Raw genomic sequence first — 21,347 nt, forward strand, 5'->3', positions numbered from 1 at the left:
TCCATGAGTTAGTATTTTCTATAAATTTGTCATCCAACCGATAAATATAGGTGTCGCCAACAACAATATTGATACGCAAATTAATGTCTTGGTAATGTTCTTTGGTAATTTTTCTCTCCCCTTACCCTTGACCATCCCGAAAACTGCAATTTATTTCTATATAAAACAAAGAGTAGAGTATAAATACCAATAGCTCCGCCCCATTGATACTCTTGGATATCAGTGTTTATTGAGTAAACTTCTCCTAATATCAGCCAAGCTAAAGCACCAAGTATGGCAAATATAAAAATGATCCGAAGTAATTCTAGTACAACTTTCATGATTATCATTCCAAATCTTAATTTTTACTTTAAAGTGCCATTGCTATAATTTTATTGCAGTATTCTTCATTTTCATCGATTCCGACAAGTTTACTTAGGTACTTATTTATTCTAAGAAACTCAGGAATCATACTTTTCATTGTTTCCATTATATTTACACTATCACGATCACAGTTCCAATTAACTAATAAAGATAATTGCCACTTGTTTAGCTGACTTCTTTCCCCTTCTATTTTTGACCACACTCCATAAGAACTTTCTAGATGCTTTTCCATTTCCATATACCAACCATATGCGATAAGCCAGCGAACCCTGTCCAAATTTGCTAATGCATAATACATTTCTTCCCTCATTACCGAACGATATGTTTCATGAACAAATGCAAATACTTTCCCCTTCCAAAATTCAACTTCTTCTTGGGTAGGTCTATAAGCTAGCTTCACCGATTCCTTAATAACTTTACTTATAATGTTATGTTTATCGTAGTGCGCATAAACTCCTTGTAACCAAATTGATGGTTGTAACTCAGCAGGAGATTGATACCAAGTATCCATTTTTACAAAGCATTCATAATGTGTGACGATAACTGAAGAAGTATTAGACCCTTCATTAAATAAGACATCCCCCCATTTTTTAGATCTGTCGCGTTTATTTTTAATAAAGTCTCTTTTCGTTTCTGGAGTTACGATAATATGAAGGTCAATATCAGAATAGTTATCAAAATTTCCTTTAGCCAAAGAACCACTTTGATAAATGCCTAACACATTTTCATCGTTGCTCAAATCATTTAATGCATTTTCTAAAAGTTTACTACGATGTTTTGGTAGTTCCGAATCACGTTTATAATGTCTTGATACAAATCCCACACAATTATTAACATCTCCTTAAATTCATTTTTACCATGTAATAAAGCATCGTTAATACTCTGTACTTAAAAACGAATAGATTAATGCGTCATGTGATTGATTATTTTGGTAAAGATATCTCCTTAATTTTCCTTCTAATGAAAAACCGACCTTCTTTAATAGTTTATTGGAAGCTACATTATCAGGAAACGTAACTGCCCCCATTCGATACAGATTCAAGTCTTCAAATGAGTATCTCAGCACTTCCTTGACAGCTTCGCTAATAATTCCCTTGTTCCAATACGACGGATGTAACTCAAATCCAATCTCCGCCTTCTTACCTTCAATATTTAAATTATTCAATCCAATAGTTCCGACAAAATTTTGTGTATCCTTTAAAATAATTCCCCAGCGAATTCCACGTTTACTTTCATAATTGTTACGTAAATGTTCAATGAGATTTACTGCTTCTTCCTGATTTTTCAAACTTTCCATGCCATAATATTTCGTTACATCATCTCTCGACATAATATTGAAATAGCTTTGAAGATGTTGGTGGCCAACTTCAATCAATTTAAGTCTCTCTGTTTCAAGTAATGGAAATGTCATAACTTTTCCCCCTGATCTTTGTTTAATATATTCAATCAAAAACCCTCTATCATTAAATACCGTTCGTATTCATCAAAACGATTCTCCAACCATCGGGATCCTCAACTGTAATCCCTTTTTCTTCCCAATATGAATTCTCGGGCTCTACTTCCGGATAGCCCATCCCAAACAGTCTATCGGCAATTCTAGTAATCTGGTCCTTATCTGGTATGTAAAAAACTAGCAAATTATCTTCCGTTGGTGCCGGACACGGACTACCATTAACATGCTTGGTAAATTCAAGATGATACGATGTTCCTGGTAGTCCATATATCACACCACTATATCCATCATGGTGCGAGAAATCTGTTAACCTTGATAACCCAACTCCGTTTTCATAAAAATTGATTACTTCCTCAAATTTATCCGTTGGTCTTGCAACTCTAATTTGTGCTACAGAAAAAGCTTTAAACTCCATATTTATTACTCCTTAATTACAATAAATCCATTGTCAATCGAATCATATCTTGACACACAATCCCATTTTCGATAATTTTTTCAGAATAATTCCTAGTAAAAAAATCCTTATCTATTCCAGTAATTCTAAATCCACATTTTTGATAAAATGCCAACTGGGCGATACTAGAATTACCAGTACCAACTTTTATTTCACCATATCCCTGCTTCCTTGCAGAGTCAATCGCATGCATAACTAATTGCTTCCCGAACCCTCCTCTTCCTTGTTCGTTTTCATCAATAGCAATATTGACTAATTCTATAGTTCTTGAAGTGATTGGCAGCAATACATAAACTCCTACTATTTTATTCTTAGCTTTTGCAATGTAACACTGACCACGTTTCATATAGTTGTCTATCATTTCTTGCGATGGATCAGCTAAGAGAAGTAAATCCATTGGGGGTACTTCATTTGATTCTAATAGTTGAATATCCATAAGTTACTCCTTGCACATTTACATTTCTGTCTGACTTATATAGTATTCTAGTAAGCTGATGACTTCCCTTTATCATTAAAGCGGATTTCCCATTTCATTTCTATTCAAAAATTTTACTTTTTTGCAATGAAGGAGGACAAGCATCGTTATACGCTTTAATTTTCTTGTTAATGTCTTTAATTAGTTTTCGTTTTTCTTTATCATCCACTCCTTCAAGCTTTTCTTTCATTACATCTATCTCTTTACTTAATTTAATCCACCTTGGAAGAATATTGTTATCTTTTAATGTCTTGTAAATTTGTTTATCAGGGTTATTGAAATAGTTATTATCCAATTTCAGTGGCTTACCTTTTCCCGGCAGATCATCAAATAATCCATCTTTCTCAGCTCGCTTGATAATTTCCGTCATATGGTCGGTATATTCAAACCTTTCATCTTTATCATGCTTTTTCTTCCGAGATTCATGATCATTGCTCATTATTATTTTCCTCCAATTCTCCTTTAAATGAACCACTATTTGTATTAATCTCACCAATTTCAATTCGATTTCCATCTGGATCTTGGAAAACCGCTATTGTTCCCCACTCAAACGCTAGGTGTTTGTGTGAAAAATTTACGCCTCGTTTTTCTAGCTTCGTAACCTCAGTTTTTAATGAATTAACATCAAATCTTAATACAACAGGATTTTGACTCCTGTCTTTTTCATCGCTGTATCCAATTCCACCCTTTTCAACCATCAAATAACCATTAGGAACGTTAAACGTAACTAAGCTTTCCTTCTCCTTTCTAACTTCAAGATTTATAACATTTCTGTAAAAACGAACACATTCTTGAAAACGTTCAACAAATAATATTACTCCGAATTCTTTAAAGTTCACATGACATCCTCCATTATGGATTTAATCCTTATCCAAATCACCGTCCAAAAATGACTTTTTATCATTTTTTATATTAATATTCAATCCATATTTTTCTCTTATTATTTTTCCTACCTCAGAGTTATCAATACCACTTCTGACAGCGGCTTGGATAATGAGATAAAGAATAAAAAGCCCAACTATGTAAAGTACTAAATTTATAATCATACCCAATTTGTCCCCCCATTTTTTTATGATCTATAATTTAATTGTACTGATTATGGTATGGAATGGCAAAAAAATTTGAGACTATTCTTTACATTGAAATTAAAAAAGAAACTGCTTATGAAGCAAGTTTCTCCTGTTTACGGTTCAAATTTATTAATTTCATAACATGAGGCACAAAGAAACTAATGACAACTCCTGAAAATAGTGCATTAAGCAGCGTCCCAATACCAATAGCCCCGTCGAAAAAGTAAGCTAATATAACGAGCACCACACTAATAAGCGCTCGAGAATAAGTCATACTCCACTCGGTTATTTTTGAAAGAATAAGCATGGAGCGATCCATTGGATTAGGGGCAAAATTGGATTGCAAATAAATCGCGATACCAAGTCCAATCAAAATAATTCCAATGCCTAGACATATAGACTGCCATATCCAGGTTCCTGGCATTACCCATGATCTCAATAAAAACAGCCAGGAATCAATACCTATTCCTGTAACCAGAGATGTTAGTATGGCATAATATTCTGGTCTTTTTTTCTCCACCAGAGCATTACAAAGAACCATTGAAAGTCCAACAACGATTTCCCAGCTACCAACGGTTAATCCAAATGTCCGATGTAGTCCAACAAGAAGTGAATCAAACGGGGATGCACCCAGTTTTGACTGAATTGTAAGAGCAATACCTAGCGTTAAAATGATAATACCCATAATGTACAAATGAAACCCAGCACGCATTAGTCGTATGACTGCACCTCCCTTAATTAATAGGTACAAAATATCTCCTAATACTATAACAGGAAACCAATCTAAGGTCCAAGAGTGGCATAATCCCGATAGATTTAATATGATTTATATAACGATAATATAAATTGGAGTGAAAAATGTGTCAGATATATTCAAACCTTTTATAAAAAATGAACGCCAGCAAAGATTATTTGATAAAGCGGATAAAATTGCTAATCTTGTTAAACATCGAGTATCAGAAGCGGAAAAAAATGCGACATTACCAAAAGAAAATTTACAGGATTTAAAAAAAGCAGATTATGTTACGCTACCACTGCCAATTGAATACGGAGGGCAAAATATAAGTCTCTACGAATTAATTCTTTTACAAGAAAGACTTGCTGCGGGCGATGGTGCAACAGCGCTATCCATCGGATGGCATATGGGAATAGTAATGGAATTAAGTGAACAACAATTATGGTCACAAAATAAATTTGACATGGTTGCAGGTGAAATTAGTAAACATAAAAAAGTATTAAACCGCGCATCAACAGAACCAGCTACTGGTAGCCCCACTCGCGGTGGAAAACCTGAAACCAATGCCGTAAAAGATGGAGACTTTTATATCTTAAATGGCAGAAAATCATTTACATCAATGGCAAGTGTTTTAGATTATTTCATCGTATCCGCCTATGTAGAAGATAAGGAAGCGGTCGGTTGGTTTCTTATTGATAAAGATACTCCTGGCGTAGATGTTGATCACACGTGGGACACACTTGGAATGCGAGGAACTGGAAGTGATGACTTAGTTTTAAAAAATGTAAAATTGACAGAGGATTTGCTTGTTGAACTAGCTGGAGGACCTAAAAAACCAAAAGGGTGGCTATTGCATATCCCTGCTTGTTATTTAGGTATCGCAATTGCTGCGAGAAACGATGCAATAAATTTTGCAAAAAGCTATCAACCAAATAGTTTAGATACTACTATTTCCGAAGTTCCTCATGTTAAACAAAAGATCGGTGAAATGGAATTAAAATTGATGCAAGCTAGACATTTCATGTATCGAATAGCGGAAAAGTGGGATGAAAATCCAGAAGAACGAGACTCACTTGGACCTGAACTTGCTGCTGTCAAGACTGTAGCAACCAATACGGCCAATGAGGTAGTCGATTTAGCCATGCGGATTGCGGGAGGAAAAGGACTTTCAAAAAGTTCCAATTTTGAACAATACTATCGTGATGTAAGAGCAGGTCTTCATAATCCACCTATGGATGATATGGTAATTCAAATGCTTGCAGGACGCGCGTTACAGTAAACGGGACACGGGGACTGACCCCTTGTCCCGCTCATTTACAAAAATAAGTTTAAAACTAAATATGTTATTCCCGCAATTGTTGCGGTGATGGGTAGAGTGATAACCCAGGTGATTACCATTCTTTTAGCCACACCCCAATTAACACCTTTTACGCGATGTGAAGCTCCAACACCTAATATACCAGACGAAATAACATGTGTCGTACTAACAGGCAAATGAATTAAAGTTGCCCCAAATATTACGGATGCGCCAGTTAAATCTGCAGCTACGCCATTGACAGGGCGGATTTTCATAATCTTACCACCAACTGTCTTAATAATCCGCCAGCCTCCTACTGATGTACCAAGTCCCATTGCGAGTGCACAGGAAAGCTGTACCCAAAACGGAATAGCTGTAGACTCATGCATGCCCCCAACAATTAATGCCATCGTAATGATCCCCATTGATTTTTGTGCATCATTGGTACCGTGGGAAAATGACTGTAAAGCAGCTGTTAAAACTTGTACAAGACGAAAGCGTTTATTTGTTTTCGCCAAATTACTATTTTTAAAGATCACTTTTATAATTCCGTAGAATATAAAACCGACCACAAAAGCTAAGACAGGTGATACTAACAATGCTACTACAATTCCTGAGAGCCCCGCGAAGTTAATTGCAGAAAATCCTGAAGATGCAATAACTGCCCCGACAACAGAACCAATAATCGCATGTGATGAACTACTCGGAATTCCAAAATACCAGGTAAGCAAATTCCAAACAATCGCAGCTATCAATGCTGCCAAGATTACAACCATTCCATTTTCAAGATCGAACGGGTTCGTAATTCCGCTAGTGATTGTTTTCGCAACACCTGTAAATGTCAATGCCCCTATTAAATTCATTACCGCCGCCAGCAAAACTGCCCTTCTAGGTGTTAAAGCTTTCGTTGACACAGAAGTGGCAATAGCATTTGCCGTATCATGAAATCCATTAATAAAGTCAAAAATAAGTGCAAAAACTACTATTAACATGATGGTTACAAAAAGAATGTCCATTTTTAATCCCTCGTTACGCGTTTTTCATAATGATACTTTGGAGTGTACTGGCTACATCTTGGCAATAGTCTGCAATATCTTCAAGCGTTTCATATATTTCTTTATATTGAATCACCTTAATCGGATCTTTCTCTGTTTGGAAAAGATTTCTTAAAGACGCGCGATATAAATCATCACAATTACTCTCATATTCCTTAATCTTAATTGCATGCGCTTCAACATCCTTTAACCGATTGTCAGCAATCAGTTGCATGGAAGTCAAAATTTCTTTCGAACAGTTTAATATGTTATTAGTGAATCGATCCATAAAATCATCAGAAGACACAATTTGATAAATATCCATCATTGCTGAAAATTCTTCCATACCATCCATGATGTCATCTAAGTTCATGATAAGCTGCATGATATCTTCACGCTCAATCGGTGTGATAAAGGCTTGGTTCAAATTCTTGATCACCTCATGCACCTTGTCGTCTGCCTCTGATTCATATTTTTTTATAGTGTTTGCAAATTCCTTTAAAGAATCAGTATCCTTCACCTTGTAATCAACAAAAAAATCCACTGTCTTGTCTAAGTGTTTAGCAAAATCGACTAAGTAAAGTGAAAATTTATCTGCTTTTTTTTTGAACATTTCATACCCTCCAGTTTGAAATTAGGAAACCACTTATTCATTATCTTAATACCCAATTACAATTAAAAACAAAAGCCTTACATATCATATCAAAAAAATAAATAAAACCATAGAATTTTGTCGATTTTTTCTTTTCGAACCAATTTTATTATGCACTAACTTCCTGCAATTCAACAAAAGCCTTAAAATAAAGGTATTCATTCTCAATATATATTCCATACATTTTATCTCCCCTTTTGTGGCCCTGCCTACACGCGTTTTACTTCCCTTAAATATACTGCAGTAAGTATGAAGGGAGGTTTTATCTAGTTTTGCCAAATAGAGACCTAATTTACATGATCCTAGGAATGGTTTTTGTATTGGCAATCCCAATAGTACTAAACCTATTTATTTTTGATGCCAATTCTGGACAATCGAATAACCCACCTACTGAAGAGGATAAAAGATCAGATTCTAATCAGAACAACCAGGAAAAAGATAAACAATACTGGGGTGTTGATTCCGCTAGTCAAACAGATGAAGATTTATATCAATGTGTTAAAGATAATTACGACAAACCCCAAATATGGGGACGCTATTTAGGAGATAAAGAAGGTGTTTCTAACGGATTGGATGATGATGAAGTAAGCTACCTTCATGATAAAAATGTAAAGATTCTCGTTATTTACAATCACTTTACCGATGCAACAGGTTATGAACATGGCGTAAAAGAAGCTGAACGTGCTATCGAATATGCAAAAGAATTAGGGATACCAGATGGTGTTGCACTTTTTGGAGATATTGAACCAAATTTCCCTGTGAATTCCGCGTTTATCGATGGATGGTACGATACGCTTGCAGACTCTGCATATAAACCTGCAATATATGGCGTTTTTGATGAAGGAAGTGCATTAGTAGAAGCATACAACGCTGCTAACCAAGAAACAAAAGAAAATACAATTGTATGGACCGCGTTTCCTCAAGGTGAAATAACCACGAAAGAAAATGCACCAGAATATAACCCACAAGGACCCAAGGGCTCTATGCTTTACGGGTGGCAGTATGCACTGGAAGCAGAAAAGTGTACTATTGATACGAATTTATTTGAAGAGGAAATGTTGAAGTTTTTGTGGTAAAACACCGTCAAAAAATAAAATATGAATTCAATCCGTAAACGGATTGAATTCATATTTATCTCTTTTTATTTTTATCCAACTCCTTTGAACGTAATTTCTCCAAAATGTGATAATCCTTTGACTTTGAAATGGATACGTTATTTGTATTCGCAAAGTCTACTAGTTTTTTATAGACTTGAATGGGGGTAAAAGCGATAATTCGTATATTCATACCTCTTTCCAATTGTATGATTGCACCTCTTGTTGACCAGCTGTATCGTTTGAAATTGAAACGTTTAATTTGATCTGCAGATATCTCTTTTTTATAGATGGGTATGTTCAAAAGGGCTATTTGATAGGATAAGCTATTTTCGTTTATGTTTAATCGATATTGAAGAAAAAAGCTTGCAACGATAAATAGGCACAGTAAGACTTCCGTAAATACTAAAAAACTGTGTTCTGTATCATTTAATCCTTGTACCAAGAATACCAATATAATAAATTGAAATGCTGTCTGATGTTTTGTATTACATACATAGGTCAACTTAATACCCCTTTTATTTAATTGTTACTTTTAAAATAAACTGTTCAAACACTCAGATATTATAGTCCAATTAGGCAAAAATAGAATAAATGGTACAAGCAAGTAAAACATTGTATCTAAATCAAACCTTAACTTTTTTGGTAAGAACAATAATACAATGATAAAGAACAATGGGAAAATAATAAAAGTGATGAGATAACTGCTGTTTATAATCTTTAGTGGTTCGGCGCCTGTTAAAGCAAGCATAAACATAAATCCATATTCTAATAGCAAAAATAAACTAATTGACCACCAGAACCATTTTGGTTGTTCCCATTCTTTTCTCTGCACCAGAAACACCTTCAATCACACTAAGACTTAGTAAAAATTTCATCCCTTTTATAGAGCAATTTTACCATAAAAACCCAAAAATTGTATGAATAATGAAATAATTACAAAAGAAAAAGGATGCACTTCTGCACCCCATCAAACTTCAGACAATCAATACAATCTTCCACCTGGTTTTCTATTCTTAAACAAAGGCTTCACATTGCTTTCATGAACCATCTCAATATCAATTCCTTTATCGATTTTTCTTCCTCCTGTTAGCGTAAATAATGCTGCTGCTCCAATTGAGATAATAAGCATTGCAAGCACACCGACAAACCCCATCATGACTGGTGCGTCTGCTTTCCAAGACAATAATGTAAATACGAGACTAGCAACCGCTCCGAAGAAACCAGTTATGTCATTGCTAAGATCGCCTACAAATCCCACTGCATTAGCCGGAACTATTAAGAGTACATACGGAATAATCGCGAGAAACAGATAGACATAAGAAAGTACTAACAAAATTAATGATGTTCCAAATTTTAATCGGTTTTGAGGGTTTTTTGGATTATATTTTGCTCCAATTGTACCAAGCCAAAGCCCAATAGCACTAATTCCTGTGGTAATAACAGCTTTCATTATTATTCCTGTAGCAAACTGCATAACTGTCCAACCAAGAAAAATTCCAATGATACACTCAATTACTGTTAACAAGATAAACGGTAGTAACCAGCTAATCCAAAGTTTACCCAGTGCTATGCTTTGTCCTGACAATGGAAGTGTTCGTAATATCCAAACGGATGATCCTTCACGAGCAATGGAAGACGCAGCCATTGGACCATTGAAAACTGCGTAAATAAATAGAAAAGCACCTTGTGCGATTGGCCACGATACTTCATTAATATCACGTAAATCATTTAGTTTAGCACCACTGCTAAAAAATCCAATTAATGGAAAAATTATAAAGAAGGCAATTGGCATAAACACTAGCCATTCACGCATATCCCTTTTTATTGCAAACCATTCCTTAATACCAATTGCAATTACTGGATTATGCAGTGAATACTCTTTGGACTTCTTCATCGTACTTTTTTTCCTCCTGCTACTTCCTTCACTTAACCGAATCCATCCAGTTCGGAAGCCTTTTTCCACAAGTGTCGATGTTAATACCATAGCGAAAATAGCAAGTAAGACCAATAAGACAAACGGAAGCAAAAAGTCCATCGAACCGTTTGCAGCATGAATTAATGCATCACTACCCCAACTTACCGGAACCCAGTCAGGAAATAACGGCAGGCCGGATAAAAGCTTTTCTACAACCGAACCATCATTTGTCAAATTCGGAATCATAAACATTAAATATACAAGCAGTCCTGACAAAACACTCATTACCGTCATAAGCTCATTAGCACGATTTGCTGGAACTAATTGAATCAACCCCAGATTGAGAAGATAAGCGATTGATAGACCAATAACGATAATAGCTAACAGCGTAAAGATTACAATAGGATAAAATAGTAAACTAGCATCAATTAGAAGTCCGTAAACGAATAATGGTACAACAAAAAACACAAAACACAGCAATGGTATCCCGACAAAGCTTTGAACATATTTCATCCAGAAAATATGTCTAGTTGGAATTGGCAATGTAAATAGTAAGGCTAGATCGGTTGCTGCGTATAAATGTTTAAATACTTGTGGTAAACCGAGCAGTAAAATAAGCCCAATAATCATTAAAAAGCCATATGACAATATCCCAGCCAAAATTGGTTCGGTAATCGAATCACCTATCGCCCAGACACCCTTTGAAAGAAAGTACAGCAATAGCGCGAGTATAACAATAGATATCACATATCCAGCATAGTTTTTTGTTGGTTGTGTTCGTAACGTATTTGAAAGTATTTTTCGTCGGGTTTCCATCAGGACTCTAATCATGTTTTATCACCCTGATCAGCTTTTGACATTTCACTAATTAATGCCTGCTCATCCTCCCCACCTGTCAACTCTAGAAAAATATCTTCTAGACTTTGTTCCGTTTTACCTTCATCTTTTCGAAGTTCATCCATTGTTCCTAATGCAATAATATTTCCATCTAATATTATTCCTACTCGATCACACATCTGTTCAGCGATTTCAAGAATGTGGGTGGAGACAAATAATGTCATACCATTATCACATAATTTTCTAAGTAAGTTTTTTAGTGTTCGAGCACTTTTAGGATCCAACCCTACCGTTGGTTCATCTAAAAATAAAACATCAGGATTATGTATAAGTGCCCCACAAATAGCGATTTTCTGTTTCATCCCATGTGAATAGCTTTCAATTAATTCATCCGCTCGGTCAGTTAATCCAAATATATCTAATAATTCCTTTGCCTTTGCTTGAAATCCATCCTTAGGTATCCGAAAAACAGACGCGATAAACTGCAAATAATCCCAACCTGTCAATTTGGGATAAAGGTTTGGTTGATCAGGTACATACGCAATCATCTTTTTTGCTTTAATAGGCTTTCTCCAAATATTTACACCGCCTATTTCAACCGAACCGTTTGTAGGCTCCAACAAGCCAGTCATCATTTTAATTGTCGTCGTCTTACCTGCACCATTTGGTCCTAAAAATCCAAACAATTCACCTTTTTTCACTTCAAGATTCAAACTATGTACCGCTTCTTGTTTTCCGTATGATTTTGTTAAATCTGATAGTTTGATCGATGATACACTCATGATCATCTCCCCCTCGTAATTATCTATATCTTCCATTGTATCGGTTACTATTTAGCAAGGTCAAAGGAATTCGCAGAAAATTACTTATTTTTTCTTAATGTCCCTATAATTCGTCCACATATCTCTTCGCTTCTATCAAAGAATAACCAAAACACTCTCTTGCCTCTTTAACAGCTTGTACGTTTTTTCCCTCTTTAACCAATTTTCGTAATTTTTTATTAATCGGAAGTTCTTGTACTCCTACTTGATTTGCAATTTGCTTTAGCATAAATTCATTATTACTTATTCTTTTTTCAATTGACTTTAATTTGCTATTTTTACTTGTTAAATTTAATAAAACGAATAAACCAATTACTATTAATGCCGTTGATTCTAGTTCCAAAATAGCACCTCATTCCATACCTATTTTCAGTTCAATCCCAATAATCTGGTTCCTGCATCCTAATCTCTTCCACAACATCTTCTAAGTCTGCTGGAGTAATTATATATATAGGATAATCTTTTGCTGTCCGTTGCGCTTCCTCATAAAAAAATCGATTGCTACCAGGGTATTCATCATGTATTAAAATTAAGCAACCATCGCTTTTATCAACAAGCCATTTATTCTTTGCTTTAAATTGATAAGCACCTTTATAGTCACCTTGGTAAAGTGGCTGATAAAAATCTGCAATGCTACTAATTTCGTGATACTGTTGTTTTATTGGCTCTGGCCAACGACTTTCTTGATTCTCAAACGGTGGTATTACGCCAATTTTTATATCGTACATTTCTTGTAACTCTAAAACTACTTCAGCTGTCCATAATTCGACACCCATTTGGCCAGAGGTAAGTACCCATTCTAACCCTTCCTCAATAAATGCAATTATTCTTTTTTTAATTGCTGCTTTGATGAACTTAATTCTATCGTCATCAACTTTAAAAATACTTAGTTCCATTGGTTTATAGCCAGTAACCGCCACTATTTTCATATGTAGTTTAGACCCCACTTTATAAAGTGAAACTTCATTCAGTGGGGGTCTTCTTCCCCCACTGAATGTTAGTTGAACAGAATCGGACCTTAACGGGCAGTTGACCCCACTTACCTTCCTTTAATTTCTTTGTAATCTTGTAGTAGGGGTTTTACTGCCCGTTAAGGCGGGATAAATAAAGAGCTGGCAAATACCTACCAACTCTTTACTAAGATTAACACCATTTATTCGGTTTTTGCCAATTATTCATATCCGCCGGTGAATGATACCCAGGTTTCATACATTTATTGTGATGACCACCAAGATCCATTGCACCTGCAACTTGGTTTGGATATCCTTGCCCTGGACTCATTGCACCCGCAACTTGATTTGGATTCTCTGGACTCGTTGCTCCTGCTACGTCTTGTGGTGGTGAAGGTACATTAAACGCTCCCCCAAATTCATCTACACTGTTAAATGAATTTTGAACAGAAGTAGAATGTGGATAAACATGCCTATTTCTAGTTACATGATGATTTCTAATCGTTGTATGCGAAGGATGTATATGTTCAACAACATCCTCTGTACACTGATCAACTACATTTTGTCTTACAGGATGAACAATACGTCTTGGACAACCGCAATCCGGTCCGTGATGATGCCTCATATAAAAGCCCCTTTCTTGTGATAGGTTCACTAATAATCTATGATAACTGTCCGTAGTATGTATGAGGCAGCCACCTATTTTATAATATTCTTTTATGATATACTATTCTGATAAGGAGGAGTGAATGATGGAAAAAACTGTGGTAAAAGCAATTCAAGATGACTATCCTGATGATTTTTCATGGTGTTATGGATGCGGAAAATTGAATGAAAATGGGCACCATTTCCGAACAGGTTGGAGTGGTGATAACACACTAACGATTTATACTCCAAAAGACGAACATACTGCACTACCTGGTTTTATTTATGGTGGTTTGATTGCTTCACTTATAGACTGTCATGGAATAGGTTCAGCTTCTCTTGTATTACATAGAAAAAATGGGCATGAACCAGGAGACGGAATAGAACCACCACGTTTTGTAACTGGCTCGTTGCATGTTGATTTCATCAAACCGACACCACATGGCGTTCCATTAAAGGCTGTTGGCACAATAGAAGAGATTCATCCTAAGAAATTTAAAGTACTTACAGATGTTTTTGCGAATGATACGGTATGTGCAAAAGCGGAAGTTATCGCAGTTGTCATGCCTAGTACGTTTATGGATTAAACCAGATTTTAAATATGGAGAAATTAAAGCAACTATTACACAAATGACGGTATAGTAAATATGCTAAGCCGTCATTTAAAAATCGCGACTTTTTTCTAGGACTTAATTTTAATAAAAGAGTCGAATAAAAAGGCTTCACTTGCCAGATTTGTGACAATAAATGGAGTTGGAATTAAACTTGTTAATAACCCATTTACATTTTTTATGTCGAACTATCTAATACGGAAAAACCTCTTTAGTAGTGATTTCAATGAGAGAAGAAATCCCTATCCATTTTCACCTGCATAATAAACTATTTAATTGGAAATTGAAATATCGGTCCATCATAAACTGTTGTATGATATTCTCCAGACTCACCCATTGGACAAACATTTTTACGTGTGACATCCGCTATAAAAGACTTATTGACATTTCGACCAACCCAAGCTACTGGTAATTTTTTGGAATCTACTTTAATTACTCGTGCCTTAAAATTTAATTCCACTATTTTATGCAATAAATCCAGCACATTTTTTTGATCCGTCCAAATGGGATAAAACGGCTTAAGCTTTGCTTGTTGAGCGACTTCCTCTCCCCATTTACGATGTCCATCTAAATAAATGTCACCAAATGCAACTCCATCAATATCATAAATTTCTTTCATTTTTTTTAACTTTTCTACAAAGTCCTCTGTATACTTATCAAAATCAGTTTCAATAAAGTGAACGGGTATTCCTAAACTTTTTGCCTGCTCTTTTATTGTTTCAAGCTTTTCCCCATGTGCAACAGTCTGGCCACCTTTCCATACCGTCGTGATTAAACAAGCTATGCTCGCATCCTGCTGCTGCAATTGATAGAATGCTAGACAACTGTCTTTGCCGCCACTGAATGATAATGCCACCTTCATTTTAAATGTCTCCTTTCAATAATTACACAAACCCTTTATTTCTTCCATACCTAATAAGCCCATTATATGGATCCCCCTTAGATCCTAAAGTTTGCAGAATGCCTGCTCTGTTTTATAACCATCCTCTTTAAGTTTCATTACCTTACTTTCTATCAAGATTGCACACTAAAATTCTTGAATGCGTATAATATTGCATTAAATATCCCTACTATTTCGCAACAGTGGAATCCGAAATACGTTCCTCAAGTTTATTAGCTTCAATCCGCTCAATAAACCTCTTACATTTTAAATAGATAAATTGGAAAATAGGACTTTGGATAAAGGTGAATACAAATGTAAAAATAAAAACAGGGCCTCCTAATAGTAACCCAATTACTAATACACCACTTTCTGTAACAATTCTTACTTTTCCGATTGGAGCGCCTAGCTTATCCGAAATCGATAGCATAAACCCATCCCGGGGACCAGAACCCACTCCAGCAGCATTATATATCCCGCCACCTACCCCCATAATAATAATCCCTACTACCATAATAAAGATATCTATCCATGAATGTGTTGCTTTCGGTAAAAAGTCCAACCATAAAAAGAAATCAACACATGATCCAACTAAAAATGCATTTAAAAAAGTACCTAATCGTATATAGCTTTTATCAAGAATCCATGACACGGTGACCAATATCATTCCGCAGATGATATTCCATGTTCCAATCGTAAACCCTACTTTTTCATAAAGCCCAACGTTTAGAACATCCCACGGGTGAATGCCTAAATGCTGTACATTAATTGTTACAGAAATACCAAAGCTAAAAAAAATAACCCCCAATACGAAAAAGGGCCAACGAATAATACCAATCATATTCATCCTTCTTTCTTTCATTACAATTAATCCTAATAATAGAATATAATGAAAACTAAGCAATATCTAATAATACGTCTTTTTAAAAAGAAAAACGCAAATGATTTAGGGTGACCAAACCAGTCGCGTTTTAGAAATTCCTTCATGCATAATATTGAAATTGCGCTGTAACATTTGCCACAATGACAATTTGCCCTGGCTCAATCGTTGTGGAGGAGCTTTTTTCCGCAGTGGCAAACGTTTGAAAAGCAGCAGGTGGCTCATTAAATTTTTCAACAATTTTCATCGGGTATGGATCCAAGTTTACTTGCATCGTTTCAGCCAATGTTTCAGCCTTATCCATCGCATTTTCTAACGCAGCGCTTAATGCCTGTCGATAATATTTATCCTTGTCATCAACGGTGAACTCAATATTCGACACACGATTCACCCCATTTTGTACAGCTGCATCAATTACCGCACCTGCTTGATTAATATCGTTTATTGTTACGTTAAGTGCATGCGAAACCTCATAACCACGGAATACCTGCTTTCCGTCGACATAATCGTATTTTGGATAAATGTTATAGGAAGCTGTTTGAATATTGTCTCTTGGAATCCCTAACTGCATTAATGATTGAATAACTTGATTAATCGTATTGGTGTTCTCCTGTTGGGCCACTTTAAGTTCCTTATTGTCAGTAACAACCTCCAATTGAACCATTACTACATTTGGTTCCACTGACAGGCTTGCATTACCTGTAACAGTCATAACGCGAGAATGTTGTTGCTCTCTATATTGAGGTACATATGGATAGTACAATTTCATTCCGCCTTTCTTAAAGTCATACTAGATAATATGCCTTATTGGGCAAAATGTTTAAAAGCGGATAAAGTTCCAAGAAATGAAGAACAGCAATACCAGCAAAAAGATGTAGCAAGAAACAAGGGAACCGTTTATTCGGGAATAGTAAATGGATTTGAAGTAGATGTAGAGAACTTGTTTAAGTAGAGACTCTCAAAAATATCCCTTCATCTTTATTGATGAAGGGATTAATACTGACTATTCCTATGTTCTACATATCATGACCGGCATTATGTTTTTGTCTTGAATGGTTCTTATTTTTAACCTTTTTCGAGCCCTGTAATGGTTCCCCATAGGATTGTTGTGGAGCTAGCGGCAAATCAGGCATTTCTTGTTGCTTAGGACCTTTACGGTTTTTAGACTTAGACATCTTTATCCTCCTTTCCATTACTGATAGCTTTTGGAAAGGGAAACCGATTTATACGTTTATTAAACCCGTTGTAAGTGGGTATCTTTGAAATCCGTAGGGTACTTTAAACCATACCCCAACATCCGGTCCATACCAATATGAGCAATCCAGATGATTCCGATTGCTAATAATACAGAATACATAATTAAAAGGGCTAAAAGAATTATAACGATTGGTACTATATAGGAATGAAAAACATTGTAAATAATGGCACCAATTCTTGTGTTAACCGCATAGCCAAACATGGATAAATCTGGTGTAAACAATAAAATAAAAAACAGAATCCAACTAAAATCGAAGTACGCATAAAAACAAATGCTCATAACCAAAACAGCTAAACCTTCCATATGCAATAGCATTTTACTAATTGAAATCACCTCAATTTAGATTTTTAAAATATGCAAGTGTATCACTTTCTTCCCCAAATTCATACAAATTGAGTTCTTTGATAACCTGTGAGGCAAATTCAACATAAGCTGAACCGATTGCCGTAATAAACTTACCATGAACCGTTACATCTGCATCCTGTTTAAACTTCCAATCGTGAATGTGCTGAACATCATTTTCTTCCGATGATAACGATGTTGAGAAATTTATGTTTTCCATAATTCTTGCTTGCGCTATTAAAGCAGTCCCGGCACATATCGCCGCAATCCATTTGTCCTTAACATGAAACTCCCGAACAAGATTGAGTAAATTATTATCATTCATCACATCAAAAATTGGACCACCTGGTACCGCAAACAATTCATAGGAGTCTACGTAATCAATTTCAGAAATTATTTTATGTGGATGAAAAAGAAATCCTGATTCACCTGTTACAACTTTTTTCTCAGATTCGATCGTAAATGTCTCAACCTCATAATTTTTACTTTTTAAAAAGAAACTTAGTAAATTCACTTCAAAGTCTGCAAAACCATCGTATATAAATATAAGTGCTTTCGTCATGTTTCCCTCCATATTTTTAAGAATTTTTATAGGAAGTAATAATTATCAAATAGCATATAATATACACCCCTTTATTGTAGGTTTATAAACCCGCGTCTGGTAATCATTGGATCAAGATTTAATTTTCATTCCATTATTTTCAATAAACTCCCTACCTACCTACTAACTGAACTATAACAAATATTCCCAAAACTACAAATAAACTTTAACCTCAAATATCATAGCAACATCACAACAGCTACTTAATTCCTATTTCAACCTTTAATTTTATCAATCCGCTTTATTCGCTCAGCTTTTTCAGTCTCATCCAAATACTCAAAAATCCCAAGTCGATTCCCCCATGGATCAGTGAATGTTGCCCATTTCACGGGTACTTCTTCTCTAGAAAAAATTTCAAAATAATCAATTTGTAACTCTTTTGTTAGTCGCTTTCGCTCAGCGACAATATCAATCACACCTAATCGAAGTGGTCCACTCCCCAAAGCTGGTTCCCCCTCTGCTAGTTGCAACCAGCAATTAGGAATGATCTCCCATTCAGCAAATCCCTCATGCGGAATAAAATCCGGTTCCCTATTAAAAAGTGTCTGATACCATTTTTGTCCCTCATTAATAGTTGTAACTCGTACTTGAACTGTCATTTCATGTATCATATTTTTCATCTCCTCTTATAAAATAATCTTTTTTCCATCATAACACTATTTTCATGAAACCATTTTAGGTGTAAAATCGTATAAGTGTTTATGAGAATAGAAATAGGAGGTGAATACAGATGATTGAGGTATTATATGACTTACTTGGTGAAATTTCTCCATTTTATTTTTATATTAGCATTGTCTTATCAATGATTTGCGCCTATCGTTTTTTAAACATGGACATGCACAATACAATGATGGATAACAATGTTTATACAAGAGAAGCACATGCAAGTAAAATACAATTTCTGCCAAAACGCGAACCAATTGGTGAAATACCTGAAATTCATAATTGGATAACAAATACGACAAAGCGAATAGATGCACCAGATGACGATTCTGACAACGATTCCTTCTCATTCATTACAAAATATATAATTATTCGAGGAGGACAACAATGCAAAATCGTACTGTATTCACTTTTTTCAAGAAATATAGCTTTATCGGAGTCATCTTATTAATTTTATTAACTGGGTGTTCAGGAGCAGCCAATAACCCTATCACCGAAGATTCACCAGGTTGGTTTGATCATTATTTTGTTTTAACATTCTCTAACTTTATTAAAGGCTTAGCATCTTTTTTAGGTGATGATTATGGGTTATCCATCATTGCCATTACCATTTTAATCCGATTAGTGATTATGCCATTTATGTTAAAGCAAATGAAAAACTCAAGAGAAATGAAAAAAAAGATGGATGTCATTAGGCCTGAAATGAATGAAATTAAAGAAAAATATAAAGACAAAAAAGATGCGGATTCTAAATTGAAAATGCAACAAGAGATGACACAGCTCTATCAAAAGCATCAATTAAATCCAATAGCATCCATAGGTTGTCTACCGCTGATCATTCAATTTCCAATTTTAATCGCTTTTTACTATGCCATTAGAAGAACACCTGAAATTGCATCACATAATTTTTTATGGTTTAACTTGGGTTCCACAGATATCTTTTTAACTATTATTGCTGTTGCAGTTTATTTTCTACAGTTTAAAGTAACTCAATTAGGCATGGATCCGAAACAGAAGAAACAAACAGCATTCATGGGGTTAATTTCACCAATCATGATTGGTATTGTATCCTTTAACGCACCAGCTGCTCTACCTTTATACTGGACGGTCGGTGGTCTATTCTTAATTGTTCAGACACTAATATCTAGAAAACTACATCCAGTAAAATAATGAAAAACTTCCTAGTCGTATGATTAGGAAGTTTTTTAGCTTGATATTATTTAGTTTAATTCACAGCATCGATGGTACATCCGATACAGCTGTAGGAAATACGTAGGTTACGTTTTTCAAGTCATCAGTCTTAAAATTCATTTGATGCTATTGCAAAATAATTGATTAGCTCAACGGTAACTTTTTTTAACAATATAGGTAATTATCCATTTTATATTGCGATGATACCCAAAGCATGGTACCCTTCTTTCAATAAAGGAAATGTTAAATAATACATGTTGATGAATTTAGGATTGATCAAAACAGCTAAAAAGTTCGCATAGATAAATTTATAAAGGAGTCTATTTTATGCAAAACACTATTGAAATAAGACAGCTTACAACCCTAAAAGAATTAGACGCCTTACAAAAAGTAGAGGAATCCGTTTGGCATATGCCTCCTACTCCAATTCATCAAACCTATACCGCTCTCAATCATGGGGGTGTTCTATTGGGTGCATTTGATGAAGAAAAAATGATCGGATTCATATATAGCTTTGCTGGATTTGATGGTAAGGAACCTTATCTCTGTTCACATATGCTTGGAATTTTATATGAATATCGAAAAGACGGACTTGGGATGAAAATGAAATTTAAACAAGCCGAAATTGCAGAAAAAATGGGATATCCGATGATGACTTGGACGTTTGACCCACTTGAAAGCCTGAACGCATATTTAAATTTACACAAAATCGGTGCAGTTGGAGCTTACTACAAAGAAAACCATTATGGTTCGATGGACGATGGGCTTAATCAAGGATTGCCAACCGACCGGATACAAATAGAATGGCGATTCAATGAGAGGCGTTCATCACATGCTTTAAATTTTGATAAAGCCAAGATATTGCTTAAAGTAAATATGGACGGACACCCAATTATTACGGATACATTTAAGGATAATGTTGACTTGACAAGTGATGGTTGGTTTGTTGCCATCCCAGAACGCTTTCAATCAATAAAACAAAAGAATCCTCAACTTGGTAAAGAATGGCGTTTTAAAACGAGAAAAGTTTTTCAATCACTATTTTTAAAAGGATTTAAAGCTGTGGACGTTATTCGAGATGACTCCAATCCAATTAGCTATTATTATTTTTCCAAATAACGG

At 35.2% G+C, this 21,347-nt stretch carries 31 protein-coding genes; 6 read left to right on the forward strand and 25 right to left on the reverse strand.

All coding sequences use genetic code 11. The features are described 5' to 3' along the window. Positions 1-80: 80 nt before the first annotated feature. From CS937_RS05800 to CS937_RS05840, 9 genes are all read right to left on the reverse strand, one after another. Positions 81-320, reverse strand: coding sequence for a hypothetical protein (locus CS937_RS05800; RefSeq protein ID WP_245835701.1), 240 nt, complete (start codon positions 318-320; stop codon positions 81-83). Positions 321-349: 29 nt separating this feature from the next. Further along, a complete protein-coding gene (locus tag CS937_RS05805) occupies positions 350-1,186 on the reverse strand; it encodes a nucleotidyltransferase domain-containing protein (protein WP_099157507.1) in 837 nt (278 codons plus the stop codon). 51 nt (positions 1,187-1,237) lie between these two features. Then, on the reverse strand, positions 1,238-1,774 hold the full coding sequence (locus CS937_RS05810; RefSeq protein WP_099157508.1) for a GNAT family N-acetyltransferase: 537 nt from the start codon (positions 1,772-1,774) through the stop codon (positions 1,238-1,240). 52 nt (positions 1,775-1,826) lie between these two features. Next, a complete protein-coding gene (locus CS937_RS05815; protein WP_099157509.1) occupies positions 1,827-2,231 on the reverse strand; it encodes a VOC family protein in 405 nt (134 codons plus the stop codon). Between the two features lie 16 nt (positions 2,232-2,247). After that, the gene (locus CS937_RS05820; protein WP_099157510.1) at positions 2,248-2,706 is read right to left on the reverse strand and encodes a GNAT family N-acetyltransferase; all 459 of its coding nucleotides are present in this window, start codon (positions 2,704-2,706) and stop codon (positions 2,248-2,250) included. 100 nt (positions 2,707-2,806) lie between these two features. Continuing rightward, positions 2,807-3,184: a DnaJ family domain-containing protein gene (locus CS937_RS05825; protein WP_099157511.1), complete on the reverse strand. Its 378-nt coding sequence runs from the start codon at positions 3,182-3,184 to the stop codon at positions 2,807-2,809. Continuing rightward, positions 3,174-3,584, reverse strand: coding sequence for a VOC family protein (locus CS937_RS05830; protein ID WP_099157512.1), 411 nt, complete (start codon positions 3,582-3,584; stop codon positions 3,174-3,176). Before CS937_RS05830 ends, CS937_RS05825 begins: the two co-directional genes overlap by 11 nt. Positions 3,585-3,605: 21 nt before the next feature. Further along, positions 3,606-3,791 carry a hypothetical protein gene (locus CS937_RS05835; RefSeq protein ID WP_099157513.1) on the reverse strand — a complete coding sequence of 62 codons (186 nt, stop codon included), beginning with the start codon at positions 3,789-3,791 and terminating at the stop codon, positions 3,606-3,608. A gap of 115 nt (positions 3,792-3,906) precedes the next feature. Next, positions 3,907-4,566, reverse strand: coding sequence for a YczE/YyaS/YitT family protein (locus CS937_RS05840; RefSeq protein WP_245835702.1), 660 nt, complete (start codon positions 4,564-4,566; stop codon positions 3,907-3,909). Between the two features lie 109 nt (positions 4,567-4,675). Here CS937_RS05840 and CS937_RS05845 point away from each other — a divergent pair, with 109 nt between their 5' ends. After that, complete coding sequence (locus CS937_RS05845; protein WP_099157514.1) at positions 4,676-5,830, forward strand: acyl-CoA dehydrogenase family protein; 1,155 nt, start codon at positions 4,676-4,678, stop codon at positions 5,828-5,830. Positions 5,831-5,865: 35 nt separating this feature from the next. On the opposite strand, the gene CS937_RS05850 is transcribed toward CS937_RS05845, so the two are convergent. Both CS937_RS05850 and CS937_RS05855 read right to left on the reverse strand, forming a co-directional pair. Next, positions 5,866-6,864, reverse strand: coding sequence for an inorganic phosphate transporter (locus tag CS937_RS05850; protein ID WP_099157515.1), 999 nt, complete (start codon positions 6,862-6,864; stop codon positions 5,866-5,868). 13 nt (positions 6,865-6,877) lie between these two features. Beyond that, a complete protein-coding gene (locus tag CS937_RS05855) occupies positions 6,878-7,495 on the reverse strand; it encodes a DUF47 domain-containing protein (RefSeq protein ID WP_099157516.1) in 618 nt (205 codons plus the stop codon). Between the two features lie 311 nt (positions 7,496-7,806). On the opposite strand from CS937_RS05855, the gene CS937_RS05860 reads away from it, so the two are divergent. Continuing rightward, a complete protein-coding gene (locus CS937_RS05860; RefSeq protein ID WP_245835703.1) occupies positions 7,807-8,610 on the forward strand; it encodes a glycoside hydrolase domain-containing protein in 804 nt (267 codons plus the stop codon). A gap of 55 nt (positions 8,611-8,665) precedes the next feature. On the opposite strand, the gene CS937_RS05865 is transcribed toward CS937_RS05860, so the two are convergent. From CS937_RS05865 to CS937_RS05895, 7 genes are all read right to left on the reverse strand, one after another. Next, positions 8,666-9,133, reverse strand: coding sequence for a hypothetical protein (locus CS937_RS05865; protein ID WP_099157517.1), 468 nt, complete (start codon positions 9,131-9,133; stop codon positions 8,666-8,668). Between the two features lie 30 nt (positions 9,134-9,163). Then, a complete protein-coding gene (locus tag CS937_RS05870) occupies positions 9,164-9,463 on the reverse strand; it encodes a hypothetical protein (protein WP_099157518.1) in 300 nt (99 codons plus the stop codon). A 150-nt stretch (positions 9,464-9,613) separates the two neighbouring features. After that, positions 9,614-11,377, reverse strand: a complete 1,764-nt coding sequence (locus CS937_RS05875; protein WP_099157519.1) for a putative ABC transporter permease subunit — start codon at positions 11,375-11,377, stop codon at positions 9,614-9,616. Beyond that, a complete protein-coding gene (locus tag CS937_RS05880; protein ID WP_099157520.1) occupies positions 11,374-12,165 on the reverse strand; it encodes an ABC transporter ATP-binding protein in 792 nt (263 codons plus the stop codon). The genes CS937_RS05875 and CS937_RS05880 overlap by 4 nt, the downstream gene beginning before the upstream one ends. A gap of 103 nt (positions 12,166-12,268) precedes the next feature. Beyond that, a complete protein-coding gene (locus tag CS937_RS05885) occupies positions 12,269-12,547 on the reverse strand; it encodes a hypothetical protein (protein WP_099157521.1) in 279 nt (92 codons plus the stop codon). 31 nt (positions 12,548-12,578) lie between these two features. After that, the gene (locus CS937_RS05890; RefSeq protein ID WP_099157522.1) at positions 12,579-13,133 is read right to left on the reverse strand and encodes an SLOG family protein; all 555 of its coding nucleotides are present in this window, start codon (positions 13,131-13,133) and stop codon (positions 12,579-12,581) included. Positions 13,134-13,347: 214 nt separating this feature from the next. After that, a complete protein-coding gene (locus CS937_RS05895) occupies positions 13,348-13,779 on the reverse strand; it encodes a spore coat protein (RefSeq protein WP_099157523.1) in 432 nt (143 codons plus the stop codon). A 127-nt stretch (positions 13,780-13,906) separates the two neighbouring features. Here CS937_RS05895 and CS937_RS05900 point away from each other — a divergent pair, with 127 nt between their 5' ends. Next, the gene (locus CS937_RS05900) at positions 13,907-14,386 is read left to right on the forward strand and encodes a PaaI family thioesterase (RefSeq protein WP_099157524.1); all 480 of its coding nucleotides are present in this window, start codon (positions 13,907-13,909) and stop codon (positions 14,384-14,386) included. Positions 14,387-14,678: 292 nt separating this feature from the next. On the opposite strand, the gene CS937_RS05905 is transcribed toward CS937_RS05900, so the two are convergent. The 7 genes from CS937_RS05905 to CS937_RS05940 all read right to left on the reverse strand — a co-directional run bounded on the left by CS937_RS05905 (position 14,679) and on the right by CS937_RS05940 (position 18,982). Next, the gene (locus tag CS937_RS05905) at positions 14,679-15,272 is read right to left on the reverse strand and encodes a Dph6-related ATP pyrophosphatase (protein WP_099157525.1); all 594 of its coding nucleotides are present in this window, start codon (positions 15,270-15,272) and stop codon (positions 14,679-14,681) included. Positions 15,273-15,480: 208 nt separating this feature from the next. Continuing rightward, positions 15,481-16,152: a YczE/YyaS/YitT family protein gene (locus CS937_RS05910; RefSeq protein WP_342748193.1), complete on the reverse strand. Its 672-nt coding sequence runs from the start codon at positions 16,150-16,152 to the stop codon at positions 15,481-15,483. A gap of 121 nt (positions 16,153-16,273) precedes the next feature. Then, the gene (locus CS937_RS05915; RefSeq protein ID WP_099157527.1) at positions 16,274-16,933 is read right to left on the reverse strand and encodes an SIMPL domain-containing protein; all 660 of its coding nucleotides are present in this window, start codon (positions 16,931-16,933) and stop codon (positions 16,274-16,276) included. A 253-nt stretch (positions 16,934-17,186) separates the two neighbouring features. Further along, complete coding sequence (locus tag CS937_RS05925; RefSeq protein ID WP_099157529.1) at positions 17,187-17,345, reverse strand: small acid-soluble spore protein P; 159 nt, start codon at positions 17,343-17,345, stop codon at positions 17,187-17,189. Between the two features lie 59 nt (positions 17,346-17,404). Next, on the reverse strand, positions 17,405-17,752 hold the full coding sequence (locus CS937_RS05930; protein WP_099157803.1) for a DUF4260 domain-containing protein: 348 nt from the start codon (positions 17,750-17,752) through the stop codon (positions 17,405-17,407). 10 nt (positions 17,753-17,762) lie between these two features. Beyond that, on the reverse strand, positions 17,763-18,332 hold the full coding sequence (locus CS937_RS05935) for a DJ-1/PfpI family protein (RefSeq protein ID WP_099157530.1): 570 nt from the start codon (positions 18,330-18,332) through the stop codon (positions 17,763-17,765). A 254-nt stretch (positions 18,333-18,586) separates the two neighbouring features. Beyond that, complete coding sequence (locus CS937_RS05940; protein ID WP_099157531.1) at positions 18,587-18,982, reverse strand: VOC family protein; 396 nt, start codon at positions 18,980-18,982, stop codon at positions 18,587-18,589. Between the two features lie 119 nt (positions 18,983-19,101). On the opposite strand from CS937_RS05940, the gene CS937_RS05945 reads away from it, so the two are divergent. The 3 genes from CS937_RS05945 (at position 19,102) to CS937_RS05955 (ending at position 21,344) form a co-directional block, all read left to right on the forward strand. Beyond that, a complete protein-coding gene (locus CS937_RS05945; protein WP_099157532.1) occupies positions 19,102-19,485 on the forward strand; it encodes a hypothetical protein in 384 nt (127 codons plus the stop codon). Then, positions 19,422-20,204: a membrane protein insertase YidC gene (gene yidC, locus CS937_RS05950; protein ID WP_099157533.1), complete on the forward strand. Its 783-nt coding sequence runs from the start codon at positions 19,422-19,424 to the stop codon at positions 20,202-20,204. Before CS937_RS05945 ends, yidC begins: the two co-directional genes overlap by 64 nt. 348 nt (positions 20,205-20,552) lie before the next feature. Beyond that, on the forward strand, positions 20,553-21,344 hold the full coding sequence (locus CS937_RS05955; RefSeq protein WP_099157534.1) for a GNAT family N-acetyltransferase: 792 nt from the start codon (positions 20,553-20,555) through the stop codon (positions 21,342-21,344). Positions 21,345-21,347: the final 3 nt, after the last annotated feature.

Origin of the sequence: Virgibacillus ndiopensis (genome assembly GCF_900187325.1) — a bacterium.
Classification (GTDB): Bacteria; Bacillota; Bacilli; order Bacillales; family Amphibacillaceae; genus Virgibacillus_E; species Virgibacillus_E ndiopensis.

Excerpts from the sequence above, each read along its gene's own strand:
- CS937_RS05800 (WP_245835701.1), bottom strand. The coding sequence starts at position 320 with ATGAAAGTTGTACTAGAATTACTTCGGATCATTTTTATATTTGCCATA.
- CS937_RS05810 (WP_099157508.1), bottom strand. The coding sequence starts at position 1,774 with ATGACATTTCCATTACTTGAAACAGAGAGACTTAAATTGATTGAAGTT.
- CS937_RS05815 (WP_099157509.1), bottom strand. The coding sequence starts at position 2,231 with ATGGAGTTTAAAGCTTTTTCTGTAGCACAAATTAGAGTTGCAAGACCA.
- CS937_RS05820 (WP_099157510.1), bottom strand. The coding sequence starts at position 2,706 with ATGGATATTCAACTATTAGAATCAAATGAAGTACCCCCAATGGATTTA.
- CS937_RS05825 (WP_099157511.1), bottom strand. The coding sequence starts at position 3,184 with ATGAGCAATGATCATGAATCTCGGAAGAAAAAGCATGATAAAGATGAA.
- CS937_RS05835 (WP_099157513.1), bottom strand. The coding sequence starts at position 3,791 with ATGATTATAAATTTAGTACTTTACATAGTTGGGCTTTTTATTCTTTAT.
- CS937_RS05850 (WP_099157515.1), bottom strand. The coding sequence starts at position 6,864 with ATGGACATTCTTTTTGTAACCATCATGTTAATAGTAGTTTTTGCACTT.
- CS937_RS05855 (WP_099157516.1), bottom strand. The coding sequence starts at position 7,495 with ATGTTCAAAAAAAAAGCAGATAAATTTTCACTTTACTTAGTCGATTTT.
- CS937_RS05875 (WP_099157519.1), bottom strand. The coding sequence starts at position 11,377 with ATGATTAGAGTCCTGATGGAAACCCGACGAAAAATACTTTCAAATACG.
- CS937_RS05880 (WP_099157520.1), bottom strand. The coding sequence starts at position 12,165 with ATGAGTGTATCATCGATCAAACTATCAGATTTAACAAAATCATACGGA.
- CS937_RS05890 (WP_099157522.1), bottom strand. The coding sequence starts at position 13,133 with ATGAAAATAGTGGCGGTTACTGGCTATAAACCAATGGAACTAAGTATT.
- CS937_RS05895 (WP_099157523.1), bottom strand. The coding sequence starts at position 13,779 with ATGAGGCATCATCACGGACCGGATTGCGGTTGTCCAAGACGTATTGTT.
- CS937_RS05900 (WP_099157524.1), top strand. The coding sequence starts at position 13,907 with ATGGAAAAAACTGTGGTAAAAGCAATTCAAGATGACTATCCTGATGAT.
- CS937_RS05905 (WP_099157525.1), bottom strand. The coding sequence starts at position 15,272 with ATGAAGGTGGCATTATCATTCAGTGGCGGCAAAGACAGTTGTCTAGCA.
- CS937_RS05910 (WP_342748193.1), bottom strand. The coding sequence starts at position 16,152 with ATGAAAGAAAGAAGGATGAATATGATTGGTATTATTCGTTGGCCCTTT.
- CS937_RS05925 (WP_099157529.1), bottom strand. The coding sequence starts at position 17,345 with ATGTCTAAGTCTAAAAACCGTAAAGGTCCTAAGCAACAAGAAATGCCT.
- CS937_RS05935 (WP_099157530.1), bottom strand. The coding sequence starts at position 18,332 with ATGACGAAAGCACTTATATTTATATACGATGGTTTTGCAGACTTTGAA.
- CS937_RS05940 (WP_099157531.1), bottom strand. The coding sequence starts at position 18,982 with ATGATACATGAAATGACAGTTCAAGTACGAGTTACAACTATTAATGAG.
- CS937_RS05945 (WP_099157532.1), top strand. The coding sequence starts at position 19,102 with ATGATTGAGGTATTATATGACTTACTTGGTGAAATTTCTCCATTTTAT.
- yidC (WP_099157533.1), top strand. The coding sequence starts at position 19,422 with ATGCAAAATCGTACTGTATTCACTTTTTTCAAGAAATATAGCTTTATC.
- CS937_RS05955 (WP_099157534.1), top strand. The coding sequence starts at position 20,553 with ATGCAAAACACTATTGAAATAAGACAGCTTACAACCCTAAAAGAATTA.